Genomic DNA, 25,184 nt, shown 5'->3' on the forward strand with positions numbered 1-25,184 from the left:
TTCGCACCACCGCCGAGGCCCACGTAGAAGCCCTGAACGCGCGGGTCCCAGCCCTGCGCGTTCGCGGCCATCGGCAGCGACAGCAGCGTCGCGGCCAGAAGCGTCTTCCTGAAGCTCATGCTCGATTCCTCGTGCTGATCAAAGCATTGCTGTGAAGCAATGCTCTTCGGTTCCTGAAACCGTTGGATCATCGATAAATCATCAGGCCGGTCGGGCGAAACGCTCATGATGCCGCAAATCGGCATATTTAGCGCGCTGTGGCGCCGGAGCAACACCAGGCCATCCCGGCACGGCGCGGCGCACCCCGTCCATCCGCAAAGCTTTTCCTGCGCCGAAGTGCCTCGCCCGTCTAGACTTCGCCCTGGCGGCCCCCCGCCGAGGCCGCCGCGAAACGCGGCCGGACCACGGCCGGACAGCAAGGGAGGCCGACCACAATGCCCGATACCGCGTCGAGACAAGACGGGCGCGCCGCCCCGCGCGCGATCGCCCTCATCGGGCCGCAGGGCAGCGGGAAGTCCTCGCTGTTCGAGGCCCTGCTCACCGCCGCCGGCGCGCCGCCGCCCCGGCGGGCCAACGAGTCCCGCAGCCGCACCATGGGAACCGAGACCCGAATCGGCCATTGCACGATGCAGGGGGAGGCCTGGGCCCTGCTCGATTGCCCGGGCTCGGTCGAATTCGCGCACGAGACCGCAGCGGCGCTCGCCATCGCCGACCTCGCCCTGCTGGTCTGCGAGCCCTCCCCTGCCCGCGCGCCCGCCCTCGCGCCCGCCTTCCGCGCGATCGAGCGGGCCGGGCTACCGGCCATGGTCTTCCTCAACAAGGCCGACACGCTCGGCGACCAGCATGTCCGGGATACGCTCGCCGCGCTGCAGGCGCATTCGCGCCGCCCCCTGGTGCTCCGCCAGGTGCCGATCCGCGAGAACGGGGAGGTCACGGGCTACGTGGACCTGGTCAGCGAGCGCGCCTATCGCTGGCGCCGCGGCGAGCCGTCGGAACTCATCCGCATGCCCGAGCAGGTCCATGCACGCGAGGCCGAGGCCCGCGCCGCGCTGGCCGAGACGCTGGCCGACCACGACGACGCCCTGCTCGAGAAGGTGGTGGAAGACGCCGTTCCCACGCCCGAGGACCTCTATCGCCCGCTGCACGCCGACATCGCCTCCGGCGCGCTCGACCCCGTGCTGTTCGGCGCGGCCGAGAAGCGCCACGGCGTCGCGCGCCTGTGGAAGGCGCTGCGCCACGACGCGCCGGGCCCGGCCGAATCGGCCGCGCGCCGCGGCATCGCGCCGGAGGGCGAGCCGGTCGCGCAGGTCTTCCGCACGATCCATGCGGGGCATGGCGGCAAGCTCTCGCTGGCCCGCCTCTGGCGTGGCGGGCTCAAGGACGGCGCCACGGTCAATGGCCTCAGGATCGGCGGCATCATGCGCTTTCCGGGCGGCGAGCCCACCAAGGACACGGAGGCCGGCTTCGGGGAGGTCGTCGCCCTCGGCCGGCTGGAGGCGGTGCCGAGCGGGGCCACGCTCTCGCCGTCCGGCACTGCGCCCGCCCTGCCCTTCCCGGACCCGCCGCCGCCGGTCTATGCGCTCGCGATCGCGACGGAGGACCGCAAGGACGATGTCCGCCTGTCCGGCGCCTTGCAGCGGCTGACGGAGGAAGACCCCTCGCTCGGCGTCGTGCACGACGCCGAATCGGCGCAGATCCTGCTGACCGGGCAGGGCGACATCCATCTCGGCCACGCGGTGGCACGGCTGGCCGAGGCCCATGGGCTCAAGGTCTCGACCGCGCGGCCGCGGATCGCGTTCAAGGAGACGATCCGCCAGGCGGCGCGCCACCATGCGCGCCACCGCCGCCAGACCGGCGGCCACGGCCAGTTCGCCGACGTGACGCTGGAGGTCGCGCCGCGCCCGCGCGGAGAAGGCTTCGTCTTCGAGGACCGCATCGTCGGCGGCGCCATCCCGCGCAAGTTCATCCCCGCCGTCGGCGAGGCGGCGGAGGAGGCGGCCGGCAAGGGGCCGCTCGGCAATCCCGTGGTGGACATCCAGGTCACGCTGCTCGACGGCGCTTTCCATTCCGTCGATTCCTCCGACATGGCCTTCGCCACCGCGACGCGCATGGCGATGCAGGAGGCGCTCGGGAAGGCGGAGCCCGTGGTGCTCGAGCCCGTGGACCAGGTGACGGTGCTGGTGCCGCAGGATTCCACCGCCGCCGCGCAGCGCCTGCTGAGCGGCCGGCGCGGCCAGATCCTGGGCTATGCGGAAAAGGAGGACTGGCCGGGCTGGGACGAGGTGCAGGCACTGGTGCCCGAGGCCGAGTTGCACGACCTCATCATCGAGCTGCGGTCGCAGACCATGGGGCTCGGCACCTATACGCGGCGCTTCGACCATCTGGCGGAGGCGCGCGGGCGGTAGGGCGCCGCGGGCTCAGCCTTCCAACAGCCGGGCCAGCGCCGCGTCGTCGCGCTTGCCGCCCGGCAGCAGGGGCAGAGCCTCGATCAGGAGGATGCGCGCCGGGCGCATCGCCTCGGGCAGCGCGGCCGCAAGCCGCGCGCGCAGGCGCTCCTGGAGTCCCCCCGGGGCGATGCCCGCGACCGGGACCACGAAGGCGACAAGGACAGCACGGCCGCCGGCCTCGCGCGCGATCACCGCGGCGCCGGCAACCTCCGGACTGCCGCGCAGCACCGTCTCGACCTCGGCGGGCTCGACGCGCCAGCCCTTCACCTTCACCATCCGATCCTTCCGGCCCAGCACGACGAAGGCGCCATCCGGCGCGAGGCGCGCGAGATCTCCGCTGCGGTAGATCCGGAGCGAGGGATCGGACAGGTCGGGCTCAAGCCGCCCCGGCACGAGGCGCCCGTCCTGCCATTCGCCCAGCGCCGCGTGGCGCGCGCGCAGCCAGAGCTCGCCGACCTCGCCCGGTGGGCAGGGGTTGCCGTCCGCATCGACGATCTTCGCCTCGGTACCGGGGTCGAGAAAACCGGCGGCAACGCGGACGGTATCCTGCGCATCGCCCGGCCGCGCGACCCAGGCGGTCCCCGACAATTCTGTCGCGCCGTAGCCGTTGACGATGAGGCATGCCGGCGGAAGCACGGCGCGGAGCGCCTCGACATCGGCATGCAGCAGCGGCTCCCCCGTGCTGCGCAGCACCCGCAGCGTGGCGAGCAGCGACGGTGCATCCGGCAGGCGCGCCAGGAGGCGGAACAGCGACGGCCCCCCGCGCAGCACCGTCACCGGCGGCCCTCGCAAAGCCGCGCGCAGCCCCTGCAGCCCGACGTCGTCGAGCGCGACGAGGCGCAGCGCGCAGCCCGACAGCAGCGCGAACATCGTCCAGAGCCCGGCGATGGTCGCCCCGGACGTGACGAACAGGAAGCGATCGCGCGCCGACAGATGGAGCGCGTCGATCAGCCCGCCCGCCTGATGGAGCAGGCCACGCTGACTGTAGACGACGGCCTTGGGGCGGCCCGTGCTTCCCGACGTGCAGACGACGAAGGCCGGCATGTCCTGCCCCATCCACCCCGAAGGCGGCGGGAAGGGATCGCCGGCCTCCGTCAGCGCCACCTCCGCCGCCAGGAAAGGCAGGCCGCAGGCCGAAGCCGTGTCGCGCATCCCGGCCGCCGCCAGCATCAGCCGCACGCCGGTCAGGCGGATCAGCTCGGCGTTGCGCGCCTCGGGGTAGGAGGCATCGAGCAGCACCGCGATGCGGCCTGCCGCGAGGCAGGCCAGCACCGCGACCGGATAGAGCACGCCGTTCGGCAGCAGGATGCCGACCGGACCCCGCACCTTCGAGCCCCGCAGGAGGGTCGCGAGGCGGGCCGTCGCGCGCCACAATTCGTGGAAGGTGAGCGTGCGCGCATCGTCCTGGCAGGCCACGGCATCGGGCGAGGCGGCGACGACGCGCCGGAGGCTCTCGAGCGCCGGCCGGCCGCGCCCGGCATCCCCGAAGGCCTCATGCGGCACGTGGCAGGGGCCGCGATAATCCCAGGGGAGTTCGGGGGTGGCGAGCCAGCCGCCTGTCGCTGCCGCTCGGGCCAGCGCGCGCTGCATGGCAAGGCTGTGCGCGGCAGGTGCCGCGGCATCTTCGGCCATGCGCCCTCCTTCACGCCGCGGCCAAGTATCGGCAGCACGTGGCAGGGGCGCAATCCGCCGCCGGCTGGGATGCGGTGCGGGCCGGAGGAGCGGCGACCGCCGGCAGCCAGGACACGCTGCCCGGACGCGGGCGGCTCAGGCGGCGCCGATCATCCCGCACAGCGCAGCCTCGTCCCGCTTGCCGCCGGGCAGCAGCGGGATGGCGCCGATGGCGATGATCCGGGCCGGGCGCATATGCGCGGGCAAGACGTGGACGAGGTCCTCGCGCAGGCGCCCCTCGAGCCCCGCATGCGCCGCATCGGCCGGGACGACGAAGCCCACGAGCAGGACGCGCCCGCCGGCCTCGCGCGCGACGACAGCCGCCTGCGCGACCTCCGACGAACGGCGCAGGGCGGCCTCCACCTCGGCGAGTTCCACCCGCATGCCGTTGACCTTCACCATGCGGTCCATGCGCCCGAGCACAACGAAGGCGCCGTCGGGCGTGAGGCGCGCGAGGTCGCCGGTGCGGTAGACCCGGAGCGACGGGTCGGACGGATCGGGCTCGAGCCGGCCGGGCACGAGGCGGCCCTCCTGCCATTCGCCCAGCGCCGCGAAGCGGCTGCGCATCCACAATTCGCCGACCTCGCCCGGCGGGCAGGGCCGGCCATGCCCGTCGACGATCTTCGCCTCGGTGCCGGGATCGAGGATGCCGGCCGCGACCCGAACAGGGTCCTGCGCATCGCCCGGATGGACGAACCAGCCGGTGCCGGACAGCTCCGTCGCGCCATAGGCGTTGTTGATCATGCAGCCGGGCGGCAGGCAGCCACGCATCACCTCCACGTCCGCGTGCAGCAGCGGCTCCCCCGTGCTGCGCAGGATGCGCAGCCCTGCCAGCATCGCGGCCGCATCCGGCAGGCGGGCGACGATGCGCATGAGGGACGGCCCGGCGCGCAGCACGGTGACGGGGCGCGTCGTCAGCGCCTCCCGCAGCGCCGGCACGCCGCCGCGGCCAAGCGCCACCAGGTGCAGCGCCGACCCGCCGAGGATGGTCAGCAGCGTGAACAGCCCCGCCGTCGTGGCGGCGGAGGTCGCCATCAGGAATCGGTCGCGGGACGAGAGGTGGAACTCGTCGATCAGCCCCGCGACCTGATGCAGCACCGTCCGCTGGCTGTGCACCAGCGCCTTGGGCTGCCCCGTGCTGCCCGAGGTGCAGATGATGAAGGCCGGCGCATCCTGCCCGAGCCAGGCCTCCTCCGGCGGGAAGCCAGCTGCGCCCGACGCGAAGGCCGCAGCCGTGCCGATGCAGGGCAGGCCGAAGCCCACGCCCTCGGCAGCGTCCTCGGCCAGGATCAGCCCGGCGCCGACCTGGCGCAGGATCGCCTCGTTCCAGGCGGGCGGCGCGGCCGATTCCAGCAGCAGCCCGACCCGCCCTGCAGCGAGGCAAGCGAGCACCGCCACGGGATAGTCGACCGTGTTGGACAGCAGCAGCCCGATGGGGCCCGCGGTGCCGCTGGCGCGGATCGCCGCGGCCAGGCGGCCGACGGCGGCCCGGAGCGCACGGAAGTCGAGCGCTCGGACGGCATCCTCGCAGGCCGGGGCATCCGGCATCGCGGCGACGATGCGCGCCAGCGTCGCGAGCGCCGGGCGGTCGCGCCCCGCCGCGCCGTAACGCACATAGGGGATGTCGCGCGGGCCGCGGTAGTCCTCCGGCAGGTCCGGCGTCTCGAGCCAGCCATCGCGCAGCGGCGCGCGCGCGAGCGCCGCCTGCATGGCGCGGGTGTGGTCGGGCAACGCCAGGTCGGTCTCGCGCATCGCATCGTCCCCGTTTCCGGCATCGGCCATGTTCCACGCGCGGCAGGCGCGAACAAGGTCCGGCCTTTCCACCCGCCCCCGTCGTGGCACACTCCGCCCGGGACGGAGGAACGCCAGCCATGGACAGCCACTACACGGTCGCCGACCTCGTCGCCGACATCCTGCCGCGGATGGGCGTCTCGACCGTCTTCGGCATCGTCTCGGTGCACAACATCCCGATGCTGGACGCGATCGGCCGGCGCAACGCGCTGCGCTACGTGATGTGCCGGGGCGAGATGGGCGGCGCGCACATGGCCGATGCCTATGCGCGCGTGTCGGGGCATCTCGGCGTGCTGTTCACCAGCACCGGGCCGGGCATGGCGAACGCGATCCCGGGGCTGGTCGAGGCGCGCTTCGCGGGCAGCCCGGTGCTGCACATCACCGGCCAGACGGCGACGCAGCACATCGACCGCGACGCCGGCACAGTGCACGACGTGCCGGGCCAGACGGCGATGCTGGCGGCCGCATGCAAGGCGGCGTATCGCGTGCGCAGCGCGAACGAGGCCTTCGGCGTGCTGGTCCGCGCGGCGGCCGAGGCGCTCTCCGCGCCGCGCGGGCCGGTCAGCGTGGAAATCCCGATCGACCTGCAGCGCGCCGCCATCGCGCGGCCGGCGGGACTCGACGCGCTGGCGCTGCCCATCGCCGCGGCCCTGCCGCCCGGCCCGGCGGAACTCGACGCGGCGGCCGAGATCCTGGCGGCGGCGAAGCGCCCGATGCTCTGGCTCGGGAATGGCGCGAAGCAGGCGGGCGCGGCCGCGCTCAGGCTGATGGACCTCGGCTTCGGGGCGGTCTCCTCCTGGAACGGGCGCGGCATCGTGCCGGAGGACCATCCGATGACCCTGGGCGGCCTGCACGGCAACGGCAGTCCGCGCGTGCAGGAGTTCTACGGCACGGTCGATGCCATGCTGGTCGTCGGATCGCGGCTGCGGGGGCACGAGACCGGGGATTTCTCCCTGAAGCTGCCGAAGACGCTGATCCACGCGGATTGCGACGCGACGGCGAACGGGCGGACCTATCCGAACAGCCTGTTCGTCCATGGCGACGCGGCGCTGGTCATGGAGGGCATTGCCGACCGGCTCGCCGGCACGGCCACCGTCGATCCGGGCTACAGTGCCGACTTCGTGGCGATGCGCGCGCGCGCGCGGGCGGATTATCTCGCGACCCTCGGCCCCTATGGCGGCTTCCCCGAGGCGATCCGCGCCGCCCTGCCGCGCGACGGCGTCTGGGTGCGCGACATCACCATCGCGAACACGACCTGGGGCAACCGCGTCTTTCCGATCTACGACCCGCGGACGGCGGTGCACCCGGTGGGCGCGGCGATCGGGCCGGGGCTGGCGCTCGGCATCGGCGCGGCGATCGCGGCGCAGGGGCGCAAGACCCTGGCCATGGTCGGCGACGGCGGCTTCTCGCTCGGCATGTGCGAGCTGTTCACCGTCGCGCAAGAGAAGCCGGACCTCGTGACCATGGTGATGAACGACGGCGGCTACGGCGTGATCCGCCAGATCCAGGACGCCGTGGCGGATGGCAGGCAATTCGGCCACGACCTGCTGACGCCGGACCTCGCGGGCCTCGCGGCGCTCGCAGGGCTGCCCTTCTTCCGGATCAGCAGCGCGGAGAGCGTGGGCGAGGTGCTGGCGCAGGCGTTGGCCGTGAAGGGGCCGGCCCTGGTGGAGGTGGAGATGCGCGCGATCGGCGCGGTGCCGCCCTATGCGCCCTATGCCAGCATGGGCAAGCACGCGGAACGGGCGCGGCAGTAAGGGCGGGGGGAGAAGGGAACTTCTCCCCCCGCGCCCCCCTCAACCTTCTTTGCCATCTGGCGCCGGGCCTCTGAGGACGGGTGCCAGAAGACACGGAAGGGAGGGGATTTGGGGGAGGTTCACCTCCCCCGACCTGCCATCACAGGCGGACCACCCGCGTCATGCAGCCAGCACCCGCCGCACCGCCCACCCCGCAACGCCGCAGGCCGCGATCACCGCGGCCATCGGCAGTGCCGTGCCGTCCTGCAGCAGGCCGAGCAGCCCGCCCACCACCGCGCCGATCCCGAATTGCAGCGTGCCGATCAGCGCCGAGGCATTGCCCGCGATCCGCCCATGCGGCCCCATCGCCAGCGCGACCGTCAGCGGCAGCACCGCGCCGATCGAGGCGACATAGAGGAACAGCGTCGCGACGATGCCCTGGAAGCCGCCGAGACCGGTCGCCGTGGTGACCACCAGCGCGAGGCCCGCGGCGCCGGCGCCGGCCAGCGCGAAGGGCAGCAGCCGCGCGGGCTCGACCCGCTGCGCGAGGCGCGAGGCGACCTGGCCCGCCCCGATGATGCCGATCGCGTTCGCGCCGAAATAGAACCCGAAATGCCCGGGCTGCACGCCATGCAGGTCCATGAACACGAAGGGCGCGCCGACGATGTAGGCGAACATGCCGCCGATCACGAAGGCGCCGGCCAGCGCATGCCCCATGAAGCGCCTGTCGCCGAGCAGCCCCGCCCAGATGCGGAGCGTCGCGCCGATGCCGTCCCGCCGTCGGCGGTCGCGCGGCAGCGTTTCCGGCAGGAACAGCGCCACGACCACGAGCAGCGCCGCGCCATAGAGCGCCAGCACGACGAAGATGCCGCGCCAGCCGAAGACCGGCAGCAGCGCCCCGCCCACCAGCGGCGCCAGGATGGGCGCCACGCCCATCACCAGCATCAGGGAGGCCATCAGCCGCACCGCGCCGCGTTCGTCCGTCACGTCGCGCACCACCGCGCGCGCGATGACCATCCCCGAGCAGCCGCCCAGCGCCTGCGCCAGGCGCGCGGCCATCAGCGATTCGATGCTGGGCGCGAGCGCGCAGAGCGCCGAGGCGAGCGCAAACAGCCCGAGCCCCGCGAACAGCGGCAGCCGGCGACCGAACCGGTCGGCGAGCGGCCCGTAGAACACCTGCCCCGCCGCCATGCCGAGGAAGTACACGGCCAGCGTCGCCTGCACCGCGCCGGGACTGGCATCCAGCGATGCACCAAGCGCCGGGAAGGCGGGCAGGTACATGTCGACCGAGAACGGCCCCATGGCCGCCATCGCGCCCAGCACCAGCGCGAGCGTGCGGTGGCTCGGCGTGCTCACGCCGCGCGGGCCGCCCCGTCGGGCCCCGGCCTCATCCGCGCGCCAGCGCGTCGAGCAGCCGGATATGCGCGTCGATGCCGCGCTCGAAGCAGGCGAGGTCGAATTTCTCGTTCGGGCTGTGCACCTGGTCATCCGCCAGCCCGAAGCCGACCAGCAGGCTGTCCATGCCGAGGATCTGCTTCATGTGCGACACGACGGGGATGGAGCCGCCGCAGCCGGCCAGCACCGGCGCCCGACCGAAGGCGGCTTCCAGCGTGCCGCGCGCGGCCGCGACATGGCGGCTGTCGGACGGCACCTCGATGCCCTCGCTCATCGAGAAGACCTGGATCTTCACCTGCGCGTCCTCGGGCAGCCGCGCCACGATGAAGTCCCGGAAGCCGGCCAGGATCTTGGCCGGCGACTGCCCCGGCACGAGGCGGAAGGAGACCTTCGCATGCGCCTCGCCGGGGATGACTGTTTTGGAGCCATCCCCCGTGTAGCCGCCCCAGATGCCGTTGATGTCGGCGGTCGGCCGCGCCCAGAGCCTTTCCAGCGCGCCGCGGCCCATCTCCCCGGCCGGGACCGACAGGCCGACGCCGGACAGGAAGGCGGCTTCGTCGAAGCCGAGCGCATCCCATTGCGCGCGCAGCGCCGGCGGCAGCTCGGGCACGTCCTCGTAGAAGCCGGGGATCAGGATCTCGCCGGCCTCGTCCCGCAGGTCGCCCAGGATGCGCGCCAGCAGGTTGATCGGGTTGAGCGCCGAGCCGCCGAACAGGCCCGAATGGAGGTCCCTGTCCGCGGCGCGGATATCGACCTGCGTGTACAGCATCCCGCGCAGCCGCGTCGTGATGGCCGGCGTCCGCGCATCCCACATGTTGGTGTCCGAGACGACCGCGACATCCGCCCGCAATTCCTCCGCATGGGCCTCGAGGAATTCCGGCAAGTTGCGCGACCCGATCTCCTCCTCGCCCTCCACCAGCACGGTCACGCGGCAGGGCGGGCCGCCCGCCGCCTCGTGCCAGAAGCGCAGCGCCTCGAGCCAGGTCATGGTCTGGCCCTTGTCGTCCACCGCGCCGCGCGCGACCACGCGCGGGCCGTTCGGGCCCTCGGCCAGCACGGGCTCGAAGGGCGGGCTGGTCCAGAGCTCGAGCGGCTCGGGCGGCTGCACGTCGTAGTGGCCGTAGAACAGCAGGTGCGGCCCGGTGCCGGTCGGCCCGGGATGCTGCGCGACAACGACGGGATGCCCCGCGGTGCCCCGGACGTTCGCGGTGAAGCCGACCTCGCGCAGCCGCGCCGCGACCCATTCCGCGGCGCGGCGGCAATCCGGCGCGTGCTGCGGCTGCGCGGAGACGGAGGGGATGCGCAGCAGCTCGAACCAGCGCGCGCGGGACGCCTCGCGCGCGGATGCCGCGCGGGCCAGGACGGCCTCGACCTCGTTCATGCGTCCCTCATCCGGCCGTGGCCACCATGCTGCGTCGTCACGTCAACGGTCTTCCCAGACGGGCCTGCGCTTCGCGACGAAGGCGCCGATGCCCTCGGCCGCGTCATGCGCCATGAGGTTGTCGGTCATGACGCAGGCGGCTTCGCGATAGGCCTCGGCCAGCGGCAGGTCCACCTGGCGGTAGAAGGCGCGCTTGCCGAGCCGGACCGTGAGCGCGGACCGCGCCGCGATGCTCCGCGCGAGGCCGAGCGCCGTCGCCATCACCTGCCCCGCCGGCACGACCCGGTTCACGAGCCCGATGCGATGGGCCTCGATGGCCGGCACCATCTCGCCCAGCAGCAGCATCTCCATCGCCGCCTTGCGCGGCACGGTGCGGGCCAGCGGCACGGCGGGGGTCGAGCAGAACAGCCCGATATCGACGCCCGGTGTCGCGAAGCGCGCCTCCTCCGACGCCACGGCCAGGTCGCAGGTCGCGACCAGTTGGCAGCCCGCCGCCGTCGCCACGCCGTGGACGGCGGCGATCACGGGCTGCGGCAACGCGGTGATCGCCTGCATGACGCGCGCGCAGGTGTCCATCGCGCGGTCGTAGAAGCCGCGCCCGCCGTCGGCATCCGCGCGATGCGCCACGATTTCCTTGAGGTCGTGGCCGGCGCTGAAGACCGGCCCCTCGGCCGCCAGAACGAGGCAGCGCACGCGGGCATCCTCGCCGATCGCGGCGAAGGCGGTCTCGAGCGTCTCGAGCATCTGGAGCGACAGGGCATTGCGGGCCCCAGGTCGGTTCAGCGTCAGCACCGTCACGCCGTCCGCGCCGTCCTGGCGCAGCAGCAGGGGCGCATCGCCTGCCGGGTCCTTCGCCGCGCTCATGGCCTCGTCCTCCTGTCCGCGTGCCGCATCCTAGCGCGGCCGGACTACCGCTTGAAGGCAGCCTCGCGCTTCTCGGCGAAGGCGCGGATGCCCTCCAGGTGGTCGCCCGCCGCGAAGCAGAGCACGTTCATCTCGTTCTCATAGGCGAGGCCGGCCTGGAGCGGCGCCTGCATCGCCATGCGCACCGACGCCTTCACGCTCTGTGTCGCCACCGGGCTGAACCCCGCGATGCGCCGGGCGACGGCGCGAGCGACCTCCTCGTGCCCGGCATCCTCGGCCAGGATCTCGACCATACCGAGCGCACGCGCTTCCTCCGCCCCCACATTCTCCCCGGTCAGCAGCAGGCGCATCGCCTGGCCGTACCCGATGAGCCGGGGCAGCATCTGGCTGGCGCCCCCGCCGCCGACCCAGCCGCGCGTGACCTCGGGGAAGCCGGCCTTGAGGCTCATGCCCGCCACGCGGATGTCGGCGGCCAGCGCCATCTCGAACCCGCCGCCGAGCGCCCAGCCCTTCATCGCGACCACCACGGGCTTGCGCATGTTCCGCACGCTCGTGCTGTATTCCACCCGGTTGCGGAACGCCCAGGTGTCGGGATAGGCGGCCAGGGCGTTCAGGTCCGTGCCGGAACAGAAGGCGCGGTCCCCGGCTCCGCGCAGCAGCAGGCAGCGCACCGCCGGATCGGAATCGACCGCCGCGGCATGGGCGGCAATGGCGGCGGCCATCTCCGGCGTCACGGCATTGTGCTTGGCGGGGCGGTCCAGGACCAGTTCCGCCACGCCGTCCTCGCCCTTCAGCAGGTGCACCTGGCCGTCCATCGCGTTCCTCCCCTTGCCGCGCCGCCGCGCCCCGCTAGCCTAGGGCGGGCAAGGAATCGAGGAAACGCCATGCGCCGTGCCACGGCCGAGGAAGCCGCCGCGCTGGTCCGCGACGGCGACACGCTGCTGATCGGCGGCTCGGGCGGCGGCCATGCGGTGCCGGATGCGCTGCTCGCCGCGCTCGGCCGGCGCTTCCGCGACAGCGGCGCGCCGCGCGCCATCACCGCGCTGCATCCGGTGGGCGTGGGGGACGGCGCGGATCGCGGGCTCGGGCACCTCGCGCAGCGCGGCATGCTGAAGCGCAACGTCGCCGGGTCCTACGTCAACAGCCCGCCGGTCGCCGCCATGGCGCTCGCCGACGAGATCGAGGCCTGGTCCCTGCCCCAGGGCGCGCTGTCGCAACTGATGCGGGAGATGGCCGCCGGCCGCCCGGGGCTGATGACGAAGACCGGCCTGCACACCTTCGTCGACCCGCGCATGGGCGGCGGCGCGCAATCCCCCTCGGCGACCGAGGCGCTGGTCGAGGTCGTGCAGTTCCGCGGCGAGGAATACCTGTTCTACAAGCCCTTCCACGTCGACGTCGCCTTCCTGCGCGGCACGACGGCGGACGAGGACGGCAACGTCTCCATGGAAAAGGAGGCCGTGACGCTCGAGATGCTGTCCGAGGCGCAGGCGACGAAGCGCTGCGGCGGCCTCGTGGTGGTGCAGGTCGAACGCATCGCGCGGTCCGGCTCCATCCACCCCAAGATGGTCAAGATCCCGGGCATCCTGGTCGACCTCGTGGTCGTCGAGCCCGGCCAGTGGCAGACCTTCGAGACCTTCTATTCACCGGCCTATTCCGGGGAGTTCCGCATCCCGGTGGACGACATCCCCCGCCTCGGCCCCGGGCCGCGCCGCGTCGTCGCGCGGCGCGGCGCCCTGGAATTGTTCCGCGGCGCGATCTGCAACCTCGGCTCGGGCATCTTCACCGGAATCGGGAATGTCGCGGCCGAGGAAGGCGTCCTCGACGCCGTGTGCCTGACCAACGAACAGGGCAACATCGGAGGCGCGCCCGCCTCGGGCGGCGAGGCGGGCGCCGCGATGAACCCGCAGGCCCAGGTCGACCAGCCCTACCAGTTCGACTTCTACGACGGCGGCGGGCTCGACCTCGCCTTCCTCTCCTTCGCCGAATTCGACGCCGAGGGGAACGTCAACGTCTCCCGCTTCGGCAACAAGCTGATCGGCCCCGGCGGCTTCATCAATATCAGCCAGGGGGCGCGAACCTGCATCTTCGGCGGCACGCTGACCGCGGGCGGCAAGCCCAAGGCGGTCGCGCAGGTCGAGCAGGTCACCTTCTCCGGCCGCTATGCGCGCGACCGCGGGCAGCAGGTGCTCTACGTGACCGACCGCGCGGTGTTCCGCCTCGGCGCCGAGGGCCCGGTGCTGGTCGAGATCGCGCCCGGCCTCGACGTGGCGCGCGACATCCTGCCCGCGATGGGCTTCCGCCCCGCCGTCGCGCCGGACCTCCGCGTGATGGACGCGCGGATCTTCGCCAATGCGCCGATGAACCTGGCCGCGGTCCTCGCGGCGAAGCCACCCCGGCCTTCCTCCCCCCGCCTCGCCTGAAGGATCCCACGCCGATGCCCTGGACCGCCCACACCATCATCCACAACGGCCGCGCGATCCCCTTCGAGGATGCGAAGGTGCATGCCCTGTCGGTCGGGATCGCCTATGGCGCCGCGGTCTTCGAGGGCATCCGCGCCTACATGAACCCGGCGACAGGCACGCTCTCGGTCTTCCGGCTGGAGGAGCACCTGGTGCGGCTCGACCAGGGCATGAAGTTCATGCGCTTCGACGGGGCGCCGTCGCGGGACGTGATGCACCAGGCGGTGCTCGACGCCGTGCGGCTCAACGCGCCCGACGACGATTGCTACATCCGCCTGCAGGTGCAGATCGAGGAGCGCGGCAGCATGGCCAGCACCGGCGGCGTCGGCTGGGTCTGCGCCGCCATCCCGCGCGAGCGGTCGCCCAAGCGGGAAAGCGGCGTCGCCGCCGGCGTCTCCTCCTGGACGCGCATCGCCGACAACACGATGCCCGCGCGCATCAAGGCGACGGCGAACTACCACGCCGGCCGCATCGCGACCCTGCAGGCCAAGGCGGACGGCTACGACACGCCCATCATCCTGACGCGGGACGGCAAGGTCAGCGAGACGGCCGGCGCCTGCCTGTTCCTGGTGCGCGACGGCGTCGTCATCACCCCGTCGCGCGAGAACGACATCCTGGAATCCGTGACGCGCGACACGGTGCTGACGCTCGCCGCCGAGCACGGGATGCCGACGCAGGAACGCCGCGCCGACCGCACGGAGCTCTACGTGGCGGACGAGGTCTTCGTCTGCGGCACCGGCCAGGAACTCATGCCGGTCACGAGCGTGGACCGCCTGCCCGTCGGCGACGGTCGGCCGGGGCCGGTCACGATGCAGCTGCAGGCGGCCTACGAGGCCGTGGTCCGAGGCACGACGAACGCGCACGCGGCCTGGCGCACGCCGGTCGCGTGACGGCGGCGAGGGGCCTTTCGGCCCCTCGCGTTTTCGGGCGACCGCGCGTGGTCAGCCCGCCTGGACCGGCAGGGCCACGAAGCGGCGCCCGCCGTCGCGCTCCACCTGCAGCGCGACGGCGCCACGCCCGGCCGCGCGGGCGGCCTCGACCGCCGCGACCACGTCCTGCGGCGCGCGCACTTCGCGGTCGCCGGCGCGCAGCACGACGTCGCCCTCGCGCAGGCCGCGCTCGGCCGCCGGGCTGCCCGGCGCGACGCCGCTCACGACGACGCCGCCGCCGGCGGGGTTCGGCGCCAGGCTGATGCCGAGCGAGGGCCGCTCAGGCTTGCCCGCCGCGGCGCGGTTGGACGGGTGGCTGCCGAGCGCCACCGCCTGCTCCATCGTCGCGCCCTCGCGCAGCAGCGCGAGCCGCGCCGTGCCGCCCGGGGCCACCGCCGCGACACCCATGGCGAGGTCGCGCGGTCCCTCGACCGCGCGGCCGTCGATCGCGGTGATGACATCGCCCGCGCGCAGCCCGGCGCGTTCGGCCGGGCTGCCGGGCTCGACGCCGGACACCAGCGCGCCCTTGGCCTCGGCCACGCGCAGCGCGGCGGCCAGGTCGGCATCCATCCGCTGCAGCGAGACGCCGAGCCAGCCGCGCTGCACCGAGCCATGTTCGCGCAGCTGCGCCACCACCTGCGTCACGATCTTCGACGGCACGGCGAAGCCGATGCCGATGTTGCCACCGGAGGGCGAATAGATCGCGGTGTTCACGCCGACGACCTCACCCGCCGCGTTGAACAGCGGACCGCCGGAATTGCCCGGATTGATCGACGCATCGGTCTGGATGAAGTCGTCATAGGGCCCGGCGCCGATCTGCCGCCCGCGCGCCGAGACGATGCCCGCCGTCACGCTGCCGCCGAGGCCGAAGGGGTTGCCCATGGCCATGACCCAGTCGCCGACGCGCGCGCGGTCGCTGTCGCCGAAGCCGAGGGCGGGCAGGGCCGCGCCGGATTCGACCTTGAGCAGCGCGATGTCGGTCGCGGCATCGGCACCGACCACGCGCGCCACCAGGTCGCGGCCGTCATGCAGGCCGACCGTGACGCGCTCGGCGCCCGCGACGACGTGTGCGTTGGTGACGATGTAGCCGTCCGCGTCCACGACGAAACCCGAGCCCTGGCCCGCACGGCGCTGGCCCGGCTGGCCCGGCAGGCCGCGGCCGAAGGGGGGCCTGCCGGGGGCCTCGGCCGCGGCGCCTTCGCGCGCGGTCACGCGGACCACGGCGGGGGCCACGCGCTCCACCACGTCGGCGAAGGACGGGCCGGGCAGGCGCGGGGCCGCGACGGGCGGCTGGGTCTGCGCGGTGCCCGGCAGGGCGGTCAGCGCGGTGGTGCCGAGCGCGGCGGCGAGCAGCCCCGCGGCAAGGGCGGTGCGGCGGATGGTCCTGGGCAGGGTCATGGCGGTCTCCGGAAGGCTGCGCCCCGCCATTGCGGCGGGGCCTTCCGGTGCAGGAAGCGACATCCCCCCTGCCCGCCCCCTGTCGCGCCCCTTACCGATCCGTATGTTGAGGGCGCCCCGCCCGGGGCGGCATGGACGCACCATGATGGAGGCGGCGCGCGTGAGGATCCTGCTGGTCGAGGACGATGCCGAGACCGCCGCCTATGTCGCGCGCGGGCTGGAGGAGGCCGGCCACGTCGTCGACCGCGCCGCGGACGGCCAGGACGGGCTGTTCCTCGCGACCGGCGGCGGCCACGACGTGCTGGTCGTGGACCGGATGCTGCCGAAGCTCGATGGCCTTTCCATGGTGCGGGCGGTCCGCGCCGCAGGCATCGCCACGCCCGCGATCTTCCTAACGGCGCGCGCCGGCGTCGGCGACCGCGTCGAGGGGCTGGAAGCCGGCGGCGACGACTACCTGGCCAAGCCCTTCGCCTTCGCCGAACTGCTGGCCCGCATCAACGCGCTGGCGCGCCGCCCGCCCTTGCAGCAGGAGGTGACGGTGCTGCGCGTCGCCGACCTCGAGATGGACCTGATCCGCCGCACCGTCACGCGCGCCGGCCAGCGCATCGAGTTGCAGCCGCGCGAGTTCCGCCTGCTGGAATTCCTGATGCGCCGCGAAGGCCAGGTCGTGACGCGCACCATGCTGCTGGAAGGCGTCTGGGACTTCCATTTCGACCCCAGGACCAGCGTGGTCGAGACCCATGTCAGCCGGCTGCGCGCCAAGCTCGACCGCGGCTTCGGGCGGGACCTGATCCACACCGTCCGCGGCGCCGGCTACGTCATCCGCGCCGATGGCTGAACCGCATCCGCGCTGGGCCTTCGCGCGCACCACGGCGTTCCGCGTCACGCTCTGGCACCTGCTGCTGACGCTGGCCGGCACGGCGCTGACCGGCGGCGTCGCCTGGTGGACCACCGCCGGCTACGCCGCCCGCCAGGCGGCGCAGGAGATCGAGCGCGGCATGGGCGTGCTGCTGCAGTCGGGCGCGCTGTCGGGCCCGCGCGGCATCGCGCTGTCGATCGAGGCGCGCCTCGCCGCCGATCGCAGCGGCACGGAGTTCTACCTCCTTGCCGCGCCGGACGGGCAGCGCGTGGCGGGCAACCTCTCCGGGGTCCCGCGCGACGCCGGCTGGCGGGAGGCGACGGTGCGGCAGCCCGACGGCAGCGACGCTCCGGTCCTGGTGCTGGCCGCACCGCTGCCGGGTGGCGGCGCGCTGGTGGTGGGGCGGGATCTCTCGGCCGTGCGCGCGCTGGAACAAAGGCTGCTCGGCGCGGCGCTCTGGGTGGGCGGCGTCGTGCTGCTGCTCGGCCTCGGCGGGGGGCTGCTGATCGGGCGGAGCGTCGCGCGGCGCGCGGCGGGGATGGAACGCGCGCTGGCGGCCGTCGAGGCCGGCGACCTCGCGCAGCGGCTGGCGGAGCGCGCGGGCGGCGACGAGTTCGACCGCCTCGCGCGGCGTATCAACGCGACGCTCGACCGGCTGCAGGCGCTGATGGCGGCGCTGCGCGAGGTGACCGACGACATCGCGCATGACCTGCGCACGCCACTGACGCGGCTGCGCCAGCGCCTGGAAGCCGCGGCGCGCGCGCCGGCGGCCGAGGCCATCGCCGCAGCCCAGGCCGAGGCGGACGCGCTACTCGACATCTTCGCCGCGCTGCTGCGCATCGCGCAGGTGGAGGCCGGCACCCAGCGCGCGGGCTTCGCGCCGCTCGACCTGTCCGCCATTGCGCAGTCGGTCGCCGAGGTCTATGCCCCCGCGGCCGAGGAGCGCGGCCAGGTGCTGGACGTGTCCATCATGCCCGGCGTGGCCTTCACCGGCGACGCCGCGCTGCTCACGCAGATGCTGGCCAACCTGGTCGAGAACGCCGTGCGGCACGGGCGGGCCGGCGGGCGCGTCGCGCTGTCGCTGACGCCGCGGGACATCGTGGTCGAGGACGACGGCCCCGGCATCCCGGAAGCCGAGCGCGAGCGTGTCTTCCGCCGCTTCCACCGGCTCGATGCCGCGCGCGCGACGCCGGGCAGCGGGCTCGGCCTCGCGCTGGTGCGCGCGGTGGCGGGGCTGCACGGGATCACGGTCGCGCTGGAGGATGCGGGGTCCGGGCTGCGGGTGCGGCTGGGGCTGGCGGCGTAGGGCGGGGGAGGGGAACCTCCCCCGAACCCCCTCCCTTCCTTGTCATTCGGTTCCCGTCCTGCGCGGTCGGGCGCCAGGTGCCAAACAAGGTTGAGGGGGGTTCGGGGGGAGAAGTTCCCTTCTCCCCCCAACTTGGTGTCACCGCCCCTCGAAGGACGGCGCCCGCTTCTCCAGCATCGAATCGACCGCCTCCCGGTGGTCACGCGTGCCGTGCGCCAGCGCCTGGTAGGCAGCCGACATCTCCAGCAGCGTCGACAGGCGCATGTGCTGGCTCTCGCGCAGGAGGCGCTTGGTCAGCCGCACCGCCTGGGGCGGGTTGACGGCGATGCGCGCGGCCATGTCCTTCGCCGCAGCCAGCAGCTGGTCGGGCGCCACGACCTTCGAAACGAGGCCGCAGGCCAGCGCCTCCGCAGGGCCGATCGCATCGCCCGTGAGCGACATCTCGAGTGCCTTCGACATGCCGACCACCTTCGGCAGCAGGTAGGCGCCGCCGTCGCCTGGCACGATGCCGACCTTGACGAAGGATTCCGCGAAGCGCGCGGTCTCGCTCGCGATGCGGATGTCGCACATGCAGGCGAGGTCGAGCCCCGCGCCGATGGCCGGTCCGTTCACGGCCGCGATGGTCGGGATGTCCATCTCGTACAGCGCGAGCGGGATCATCTGGATCCCCCGCCGGTAGGATTCGCGGATCTGCGCGCCCGTGTCGCCGCCGGTGATGCCGGTCTTGTCGCGCATGCCCTTGAGGTCGCCGCCGGCGCAGAAGGCGCTGCCGGCGCCGGTCACGATCACGACGCGGATCGAATCGTCGCGGTTGAGCGCGCGGCAGGCCTCGGCGACCTCGGCGCATTCCGCGGCGGTCGAGATGGCGTTGCGCTTCTCGGGCCGGTTGAGCGTGAGGGTGACGACATGGCCGTCGCGCTCGGTCTTGAGGAAGTCGGTCATGCGGCAGGTTCCTGGTCGCGGGAGGTGAGGAAGCCCCAGAGCGGCCCCTGCGCGCCCTGGACGATGGTGCCGATGCGTGCGGCCCAGAAGCGTTCGCTGCCGCCTTCCTCCCGCCACGACCAGAGCCGGCGCGTCAGGTGGTGCAGCGCATGCTCCTCCGTGATGCCCATGGCGGCGAGCACCTGGTGCGCGACGGCGGCGCCCTTCGCCGCGGCCTCGCCGCCCGCGACCTTGGCGCAGCCGATCTCGAAGGCGGCCTCCGCCAGGCCCCGGGCATCGGCGGCGCGCGCGGCGGCGGCGGCGGCGACCGAGGCGGCGGACGCCTCCGCCGCGAAGACCGCGAGCTGCTGCTGCACCGCCTGGAAGGCGCCGATCGGCCGGCCGAACTGCTTCCGGGTGCGGGCGTGCTCGACGGCGAGCGCGAGCGCCGCCTGCAGCGCGCCGGCGATCTGGGCGCTGCGGATCACGGCGGTCAGCGCGCGCGCGGCGTCGTGGCCCCAGACATTCGGCAGCGTGCCCTCGGCGATGGGCACGCCAGCCGGCGCCGGTGTATCGCGCGGTTCGCGCGCGATGTTCGCGGCCTCGGTCCAGCGCAGCGACCCCGCCGCGTGCAGCGCGACCCGCGCGCCGTCCACGAGCGCGACATGCGCGGCGTGCCGGCCCCAGGGCACGGGCGCGCCGGCGGCCGCGAAGGTCAGCACGCCGTCGGGCGGCGCGATGCCGGCGGCAGCGAGCAGGGCCGCGGCACCGATCCCCTCCGCGAGCGGCACCGGGGCCCCGGCATGGCCCAGCGCTTCCAGCAGCGGGACCACATCGGCCAGGCCGAGCCCCGCGCCGCCCTGCGCTTCCGGCACCAGCGCGGTGGCAAGGCCGAGCCCGTCCAGCGCGGACCACGCCGCGTCCGGGAAGGCGCCGGCTTCGAGCGCACGGAGCGTCGCGACGTCGGCCACGCCCGACAGCGCGCGCGCGACCTGGTCCGCGAGCTCCGCGCCGATGGTCGCGTCCATCAGCGCAGCCCCAGCTCGCGGGCGATGATGCCGCGCATGATCTCCCGCGTGCCGCCGCGCAGCGAGAAGGTGGGGGTGATCTGCGTGAGGTAGGCGTGCATGCGGCGCATCTCCTCCGGCATCGCGTCGGTGTCCATCAGCGCGCGCATCGCGCCGGGCAGCGCCTGCTCGAAATCATTGCCGAGGTCCTTGACCAGCGCGGCCTGGCGCACCGGGTCTGCGCCGTCCTGCAGCATGCCGGCGACCGCGGTCGACATCGCGCGCAGCGTCCAGAGCCGCGCGACCTCCCGCCCCAGGGCGGGCGCGGCGGCGGCGTCCTCGCGCAGCGCGTCCCGCCCCGCCTCCAGCAGCGGGTGGGAGGAGAGGTAGCGGTCCGGTCCGCTGCGCTCGAAGGCGAGTTCGCTGGTCGCCTGGGCCCAGCCGGCGCCTTCCTGGCCGACCAGCGCGTCCTCCGGCAGCAGCACGTCGTCGAAGGTGATCTCGTTGAAGCCCTGCTCCCCCACCAGGTCGCGGATGGGGCGGATCGTCACGCCCGGCGCCTTCAGGTCCACCAGCACCTGCGACAGCCCCTGGTGCTTCGACCCGCCCTCCGGCGCCGGCGAAGTGCGCACCAGCGCGATCATCCAGTCGCAGAGATGGCCGAAGGTCGTCCAGATCTTGCGGCCATTGAGCTTCCAGCCGCCGTCCACGCGGTCCGCCCGCGTGCGCAGGCTCGCGAGGTCCGATCCGGAATCGGGCTCCGACAGGCCGATGCAGAAGGCGAAGTCGCCGCTCGCGATCCGCGGCAGGAATTTCTCCCGCTGGGCCTCCGTGCCGAGGCGCAGGATCAGCGGGCCCGATTGCCGGTCGCCGATCCAGTGCGCGCCGACCGGCGCGCCGGCGGCCAGCATCTCCTCCAGCACGATATTGCGCTCGAGGAAGCTGCGTTCCGCGCCGCCGTAATGCTTCGGCCAGCACATGCCGATCCAGCCGCGCGCGCCGACGGCGCGGGAGAAGTCGCGGTCGAAGCCCATCCAGGACCGCGCCCGCACTTCCGGCGTCCAGCCCGGCGCATGCCCGGCGAGGAAGGCGCGGACCTCGGCGCGCAGCACGGCGGCGCCGGGCGGCGGGTCGCGGAGGTCGAAGCGGAGGGTGGTCATGGGGTTCCTCCTCGGAAGGGCGGGGGGAAGGGAAGTTCCTCCCGCACCCCCCAGCCTTCTGTGTCATTCGGAGACCGACAGCAGCGGTCTGCGCCAGATGGCAAAGAAGGTTGAGGGAGGCTCGGGGGGAGAAGTTCCCTTCTCCCCCCGATCTTGGCTGGCCGGCGCATCACACCACCCCCGCTTTGCGCGCCGCCATGATCTCCTCCGCCGTCATGCCGGCGAAGTCGGCCAGCACGTCGTCGGTATCGCCGCCCGGGGCGGGAATGCCGTGCCGGTAGGTCGGCGGCGTCGCCGAGAGATGGAGCGGCGAGCCCACCACGCGCACCGTCCCCGCCGCATGGTGCGGGACCTCGCGGATCATGCCGCGCGCGGCGATGTGCGGGTCGGCCTCGACATCCGCCGCAGTGTTCATCGGGCCGCTCGTGATCTTCGCGGCCTCCAGTCGTGCCAGCCATTCAGCGCGCGGGCGCGTTCGCAGCAGCGTGCGCATTCGGTCGAGCAGCGCGGCGCGATGCTCGACGCGGTCGCGCGCGCGCTTGAAGCGCGGGTCCTCGGCCCATTCCGGATGGCCGAGCGCCTCGGCCAGGCGTACGAATTCGCGGTCGTTCAGCACGCCGATCACGAAGCGCGCATCCGAACCTTCGAAAACGCCGTAGGGCACGGCCACGGGGCTGTCGTTGCCCGTGCGCGGCAGCAGCTGCCCGGCGTTCAGCCAGGACGCCATCGGCGCCTGCATCAGCGACGCCATGGTCTCAAACAGGTTCACGTCGATGCGCTGGCCCTCGCCCGTCGCCTCGCGGTGGCGCAGCGCGGCGAGGATGGCGATGGCGGCGGCGAAGCCCGTGAACATGTCCGCGACCGGCACGCCGACGCGCTGGGGGCCGCCGCCTGGCGTGCCGTCGGCCTCGCCGGTCACCTCCATCAGCCCAGCCATGGCCTGCGCCACGAAGTCGTAGCCCGAGCGCCCGGCATAAGGCCCGTCCTGCCCGAAGCCCGTGATCGAGCAGTAGATGAGCCGCGGATTGACCGCGCGCAGGTCATCGTAGCCGAGGCCGTAGCGTGCCAGCGTGCCGGGGCGGAAATTCTCCAGCAGCACGTCGGCGCCGGCCGCCATGCGCTTCAGGATCGCCGCGCCCTCCGGCTTCGCGAAATCCACCGAGACCGAGCGCTTGTTGCGGTTGAGCGAGACGAAATAGGTGCTGTCGTCCCCGCCCGGCACGAAGGGCGGGCCGAGCGCGCGCAGGTCGTCGCCGTCGCCGCGGCGCTCGACCTTCGCGATCTCGGCGCCGAGGTCGCCCAGCGTCTGCGCGCAGAGCGGCCCCGCCACCACCCGCGTCAGGTCCACCACGCGCAGCCCATGCAGCGCCCCGGCCATGTTTCCTCCTGCAATCGACGCCGCGCAGGGTGGCGCAGGATGGCCCGCGCGGAAAGCCCGGGCGTGGCGGGTGACCTTGGTCCTGGACGGGTGGGCCGGCCGTGTGCTGGCCTGCCGGCATGATGCGCTACATCCTGCCTCTCCTCGTCCTCGCATGGCCAGCCTTCGCGCAGCAGGCGGCTGGCCCGTCCTTCGACTGCACGCGGGCGCGGGCCTGGGACGAGCGCACCATCTGCGCCTTCGCCGACCTCGCGGCGCTCGACCGGCAGATCGCGGAGGCGTGGCGCAGCCTCATGGAGCGCCTGCCCGCAGAGGAGCGCACGCGGGTGCAGGGCGAGCAGCGCGCCTGGCTGGCCGAACGGCGCGGCTGCGAGGGGCCGGTGGCGCGCGAGGCCCTCTCCTGCCTGCGCCGGACGCTGCGCGCCCGCGCGCGCGACCTGACGGCGCTGGCCGCGGCGGGCACGGGGTCTTCCGCATCCTCCGCCGCGTCGCCCCTGGCGAAGCCGCCACCGGCCGACGCCGCGCCGGCCACGGCGCTGCGTGCGGCGGATTGTGCCCGCCCCGCCGGCTGGGCGGCGACGCGGATCTGCGCCGTGCCGGGCATGCCCGCACTGGACGCGGCCGTGGTCCGGGACGTCGCGGCGGCGCGCACGCGCTTCGCGGCGCAACCCGCGGTGCTGGCCGGGATCGAGGCCGCGGTCGCGCGCTACCTGGCTGAGCGCGAGGCCTGCACCGGCGCGGCCGGCCGCGTTCCGGTCGATTGCCTGCAGGAGACGATGGAGGACATGCGCGCGGCGTTGCGGCAGCGGATGACGCGACCCTAGAGCACGTTCCGCCGCGGCGGACCCGGCGACGGCCGCGCGAGGGACGCGCTACCGCAGCCCGCGCCGCAGCTCGAACTTCTGGATCTTGCCCGTCGCCGTCTTCGGGAGCGGCCCGAAGGTGACATGCCGCGGCGCCTTGAAATGCGCGAGCGTCGTGCGGCAATGGGCGATGATCCCGGCTTCGGTCGTGGCGGCACCGGGCTTGAGCGTGACGAAGGCGTGCGGCACTTCGCCCCATTTCGGATCGGGATGCGCGACGACGGCGGCCTCCATCACGTCGGGGTGGCGGTACAGCGCCTCCTCGACCTCGAGGCTGCTGATGTTCTCGCCGCCCGAGATCACGATGTCCTTGGCGCGGTCCTTCACCTCGATGTAGCCGTCCGGGTGCAGCACGCCGAGGTCGCCGGTGCGGAACCAGCCATCCACGAAGGCGGCGGCATTGGCGCGTGGGTTGCGGAGATACCCCTTCATCACAGTGTTGCCGCGCAGCGCGATCTCGCCCAGCGTTGCGCCGTCCGGCGGCACGCGCGCGCCGGTCTCCTGGTCGAGCACCGTCGCATCCTCCAGCGTCGGCAGCGGCACCCCCTGGCGCGCCATGAAGGCGGCCTTGTCCGGCAGGGCGAGGTTCGCGAGTTCCGGCTGCCAGGCACAGAGCAGCGACGGCCCATAGCATTCCGTCAGGCCATACAGGTGCGTGACGTCGAAGCCGAGCCCGTCCATCGCCGCGATCACCGGCGATGGCGGCGCGGCGCCGCCGGTGGCGATGCCGACGCGATGCGCGAAGGCACGCTTTTCGTCGGCCGGCGCATGGATCAGCATGGTCAGCACCACCGGCGCGGCGCAGAGATGCGTCACGCCGTGCTCCGCGATCAGCGCGAAGATGCGCGCGGGCTCGACGCGGCGCAGGCAGACATGCGTGCCCCCCTGCAGCGTCACGGCCCAGGTGTAGGTCCAGCCGTTGCAGTGAAACATCGGCAGCGTCCAGAGATAGACGCTGGTCGGCGCCAGCCCGAAGGCCAGCGCATTGCCGCAGGCGTTGAGATACGCGCCGCGATGGTGCACCACGACGCCCTTCGGGTCCCCCGTGGTGCCCGAGGTGTAGGACAGCGAGATCGCGGCCCATTCGTCCGCCGGCGGCTCCACCGGGAAGGCGGCATCGCCGGTGGCGAGGAAGTCCTCGTAGGGCATGGCGTCGATCGCGGGCCCGCCGGGGCCTTCCGGATCGTCCACGAGCACGACGCGCAGCGGGCTGGCGGCGCCCTCCAGCGCGGCGGCGGCGAGTGCGGCGAACTCCCGGTCCAGCAGCAGCACCCGCGCCCCCGAATGCCCGAGGATGAAGCGCACCGTCGCCGCGTCCAGCCGCGTGTTGATCGGGCACAGCACCGCATGGGCCATCGGCACGGCCATGTGGGCCTCGAGCATCTCGGGGATGTTCGGCAGCAGCGCCGCCACCGCCTCGCCCGGCGCGACGCCCGCGCGGCGCAGCGCGGAGGCGAGGCGCCGGCTGCGGTCGAGGTACTGCGCGTAGGTCACGCGCCGCGCGCCATGGACGATAGCGGTGCGCCCCGGCCAGATGCGCGCCGCGCGCGCCAGGAAGGAGACCGGCGAGAGCGGGACGTGGTTGGCGGCGGATTTCGGGAGGTCGTCGTCCATCGTCC

19 protein-coding genes are annotated in these 25,184 nt (G+C 73.6%); 7 read left to right on the plus strand and 12 right to left on the minus strand.

What is annotated here, in order from left to right; translation table 11 throughout:
• The first annotated feature begins 434 nt into the window (after window positions 1-434).
• The gene (locus E8M80_RS10800; protein ID WP_137125706.1) at window positions 435-2,405 is read left to right on the plus strand and encodes an elongation factor G; all 1,971 of its coding nucleotides are present in this window, start codon (window positions 435-437) and stop codon (window positions 2,403-2,405) included.
• Window positions 2,406-2,417: 12 nt separating this feature from the next.
• Here E8M80_RS10800 and E8M80_RS10805 read toward each other — a convergent pair whose 3' ends face one another.
• Both E8M80_RS10805 and E8M80_RS10810 read right to left on the minus strand, forming a co-directional pair.
• Entirely contained in the window at window positions 2,418-4,079 is a 1,662-nt protein-coding gene (locus E8M80_RS10805; RefSeq protein WP_137125707.1) for an AMP-binding protein, read from the minus strand.
• A 135-nt stretch (window positions 4,080-4,214) separates the two neighbouring features.
• A complete protein-coding gene (locus E8M80_RS10810) occupies window positions 4,215-5,870 on the minus strand; it encodes an AMP-binding protein (protein ID WP_170979332.1) in 1,656 nt (551 codons plus the stop codon).
• Between the two features lie 119 nt (window positions 5,871-5,989).
• Between E8M80_RS10810 and E8M80_RS10815 the strand changes: the two genes are divergently transcribed.
• Complete coding sequence (locus tag E8M80_RS10815; RefSeq protein WP_137125709.1) at window positions 5,990-7,666, plus strand: thiamine pyrophosphate-binding protein; 1,677 nt, start codon at window positions 5,990-5,992, stop codon at window positions 7,664-7,666.
• Window positions 7,667-7,825: 159 nt separating this feature from the next.
• On the opposite strand, the gene E8M80_RS10820 is transcribed toward E8M80_RS10815, so the two are convergent.
• The 4 genes from E8M80_RS10820 to E8M80_RS10835 are packed head-to-tail and all read right to left on the minus strand — an operon-like array spanning window position 7,826 to window position 12,100.
• Window positions 7,826-9,001 (minus strand): Bcr/CflA family multidrug efflux MFS transporter, encoded by a 1,176-nt coding sequence (locus E8M80_RS10820; protein ID WP_240789986.1) that lies wholly within the window; start codon window positions 8,999-9,001, stop codon window positions 7,826-7,828.
• Window positions 9,002-9,032: 31 nt separating this feature from the next.
• Entirely contained in the window at window positions 9,033-10,421 is a 1,389-nt protein-coding gene (locus tag E8M80_RS10825) for a M20/M25/M40 family metallo-hydrolase (protein WP_137125711.1), read from the minus strand.
• A gap of 42 nt (window positions 10,422-10,463) precedes the next feature.
• On the minus strand, window positions 10,464-11,285 hold the full coding sequence (locus tag E8M80_RS10830) for an enoyl-CoA hydratase (RefSeq protein WP_137125712.1): 822 nt from the start codon (window positions 11,283-11,285) through the stop codon (window positions 10,464-10,466).
• 44 nt (window positions 11,286-11,329) lie between these two features.
• A complete protein-coding gene (locus E8M80_RS10835; RefSeq protein ID WP_137125713.1) occupies window positions 11,330-12,100 on the minus strand; it encodes an enoyl-CoA hydratase/isomerase family protein in 771 nt (256 codons plus the stop codon).
• A gap of 69 nt (window positions 12,101-12,169) precedes the next feature.
• Between E8M80_RS10835 and E8M80_RS10840 the strand changes: the two genes are divergently transcribed.
• The gene (locus E8M80_RS10840; protein WP_137125714.1) at window positions 12,170-13,705 is read left to right on the plus strand and encodes an acyl CoA:acetate/3-ketoacid CoA transferase; all 1,536 of its coding nucleotides are present in this window, start codon (window positions 12,170-12,172) and stop codon (window positions 13,703-13,705) included.
• A gap of 14 nt (window positions 13,706-13,719) precedes the next feature.
• On the plus strand, window positions 13,720-14,634 hold the full coding sequence (gene ilvE, locus E8M80_RS10845; RefSeq protein ID WP_137125715.1) for a branched-chain-amino-acid transaminase: 915 nt from the start codon (window positions 13,720-13,722) through the stop codon (window positions 14,632-14,634).
• A 51-nt stretch (window positions 14,635-14,685) separates the two neighbouring features.
• On the opposite strand, the gene E8M80_RS10850 is transcribed toward ilvE, so the two are convergent.
• A complete protein-coding gene (locus tag E8M80_RS10850; RefSeq protein WP_206035615.1) occupies window positions 14,686-16,071 on the minus strand; it encodes a Do family serine endopeptidase in 1,386 nt (461 codons plus the stop codon).
• A gap of 160 nt (window positions 16,072-16,231) precedes the next feature.
• On the opposite strand from E8M80_RS10850, the gene E8M80_RS10855 reads away from it, so the two are divergent.
• Window positions 16,232-16,909 (plus strand): response regulator transcription factor, encoded by a 678-nt coding sequence (locus tag E8M80_RS10855; protein WP_137125717.1) that lies wholly within the window; start codon window positions 16,232-16,234, stop codon window positions 16,907-16,909.
• Window positions 16,902-18,236 carry a HAMP domain-containing sensor histidine kinase gene (locus E8M80_RS10860; RefSeq protein WP_137125718.1) on the plus strand — a complete coding sequence of 445 codons (1,335 nt, stop codon included), beginning with the start codon at window positions 16,902-16,904 and terminating at the stop codon, window positions 18,234-18,236. Before E8M80_RS10855 ends, E8M80_RS10860 begins: the two co-directional genes overlap by 8 nt.
• Window positions 18,237-18,374: 138 nt before the next feature.
• Here E8M80_RS10860 and E8M80_RS10865 read toward each other — a convergent pair whose 3' ends face one another.
• The 4 genes from E8M80_RS10865 to E8M80_RS10880 form a co-directional block, all read right to left on the minus strand.
• Window positions 18,375-19,178: a crotonase/enoyl-CoA hydratase family protein gene (locus tag E8M80_RS10865; RefSeq protein ID WP_137125719.1), complete on the minus strand. Its 804-nt coding sequence runs from the start codon at window positions 19,176-19,178 to the stop codon at window positions 18,375-18,377.
• The gene (locus tag E8M80_RS10870) at window positions 19,175-20,185 is read right to left on the minus strand and encodes an acyl-CoA dehydrogenase family protein (protein WP_137125720.1); all 1,011 of its coding nucleotides are present in this window, start codon (window positions 20,183-20,185) and stop codon (window positions 19,175-19,177) included. The genes E8M80_RS10865 and E8M80_RS10870 overlap by 4 nt, the downstream gene beginning before the upstream one ends.
• Entirely contained in the window at window positions 20,185-21,324 is a 1,140-nt protein-coding gene (locus E8M80_RS10875; RefSeq protein WP_137125721.1) for an acyl-CoA dehydrogenase family protein, read from the minus strand. Before E8M80_RS10875 ends, E8M80_RS10870 begins: the two co-directional genes overlap by 1 nt.
• Before the next feature lie 169 nt (window positions 21,325-21,493).
• A complete protein-coding gene (locus E8M80_RS10880) occupies window positions 21,494-22,702 on the minus strand; it encodes a CaiB/BaiF CoA-transferase family protein (RefSeq protein WP_137125722.1) in 1,209 nt (402 codons plus the stop codon).
• Window positions 22,703-22,821: 119 nt separating this feature from the next.
• On the opposite strand from E8M80_RS10880, the gene E8M80_RS10885 reads away from it, so the two are divergent.
• Window positions 22,822-23,526: a lysozyme inhibitor LprI family protein gene (locus tag E8M80_RS10885; RefSeq protein WP_137125723.1), complete on the plus strand. Its 705-nt coding sequence runs from the start codon at window positions 22,822-22,824 to the stop codon at window positions 23,524-23,526.
• Between the two features lie 48 nt (window positions 23,527-23,574).
• Here E8M80_RS10885 and E8M80_RS10890 read toward each other — a convergent pair whose 3' ends face one another.
• Window positions 23,575-25,179: an AMP-binding protein gene (locus tag E8M80_RS10890; RefSeq protein ID WP_137125724.1), complete on the minus strand. Its 1,605-nt coding sequence runs from the start codon at window positions 25,177-25,179 to the stop codon at window positions 23,575-23,577.
• Window positions 25,180-25,184: the final 5 nt, after the last annotated feature.

It is taken from the genome of Roseomonas sp. HF4, from assembly GCF_005222755.1.
GTDB lineage: Bacteria > Pseudomonadota > Alphaproteobacteria > Acetobacterales > Acetobacteraceae > Neoroseomonas.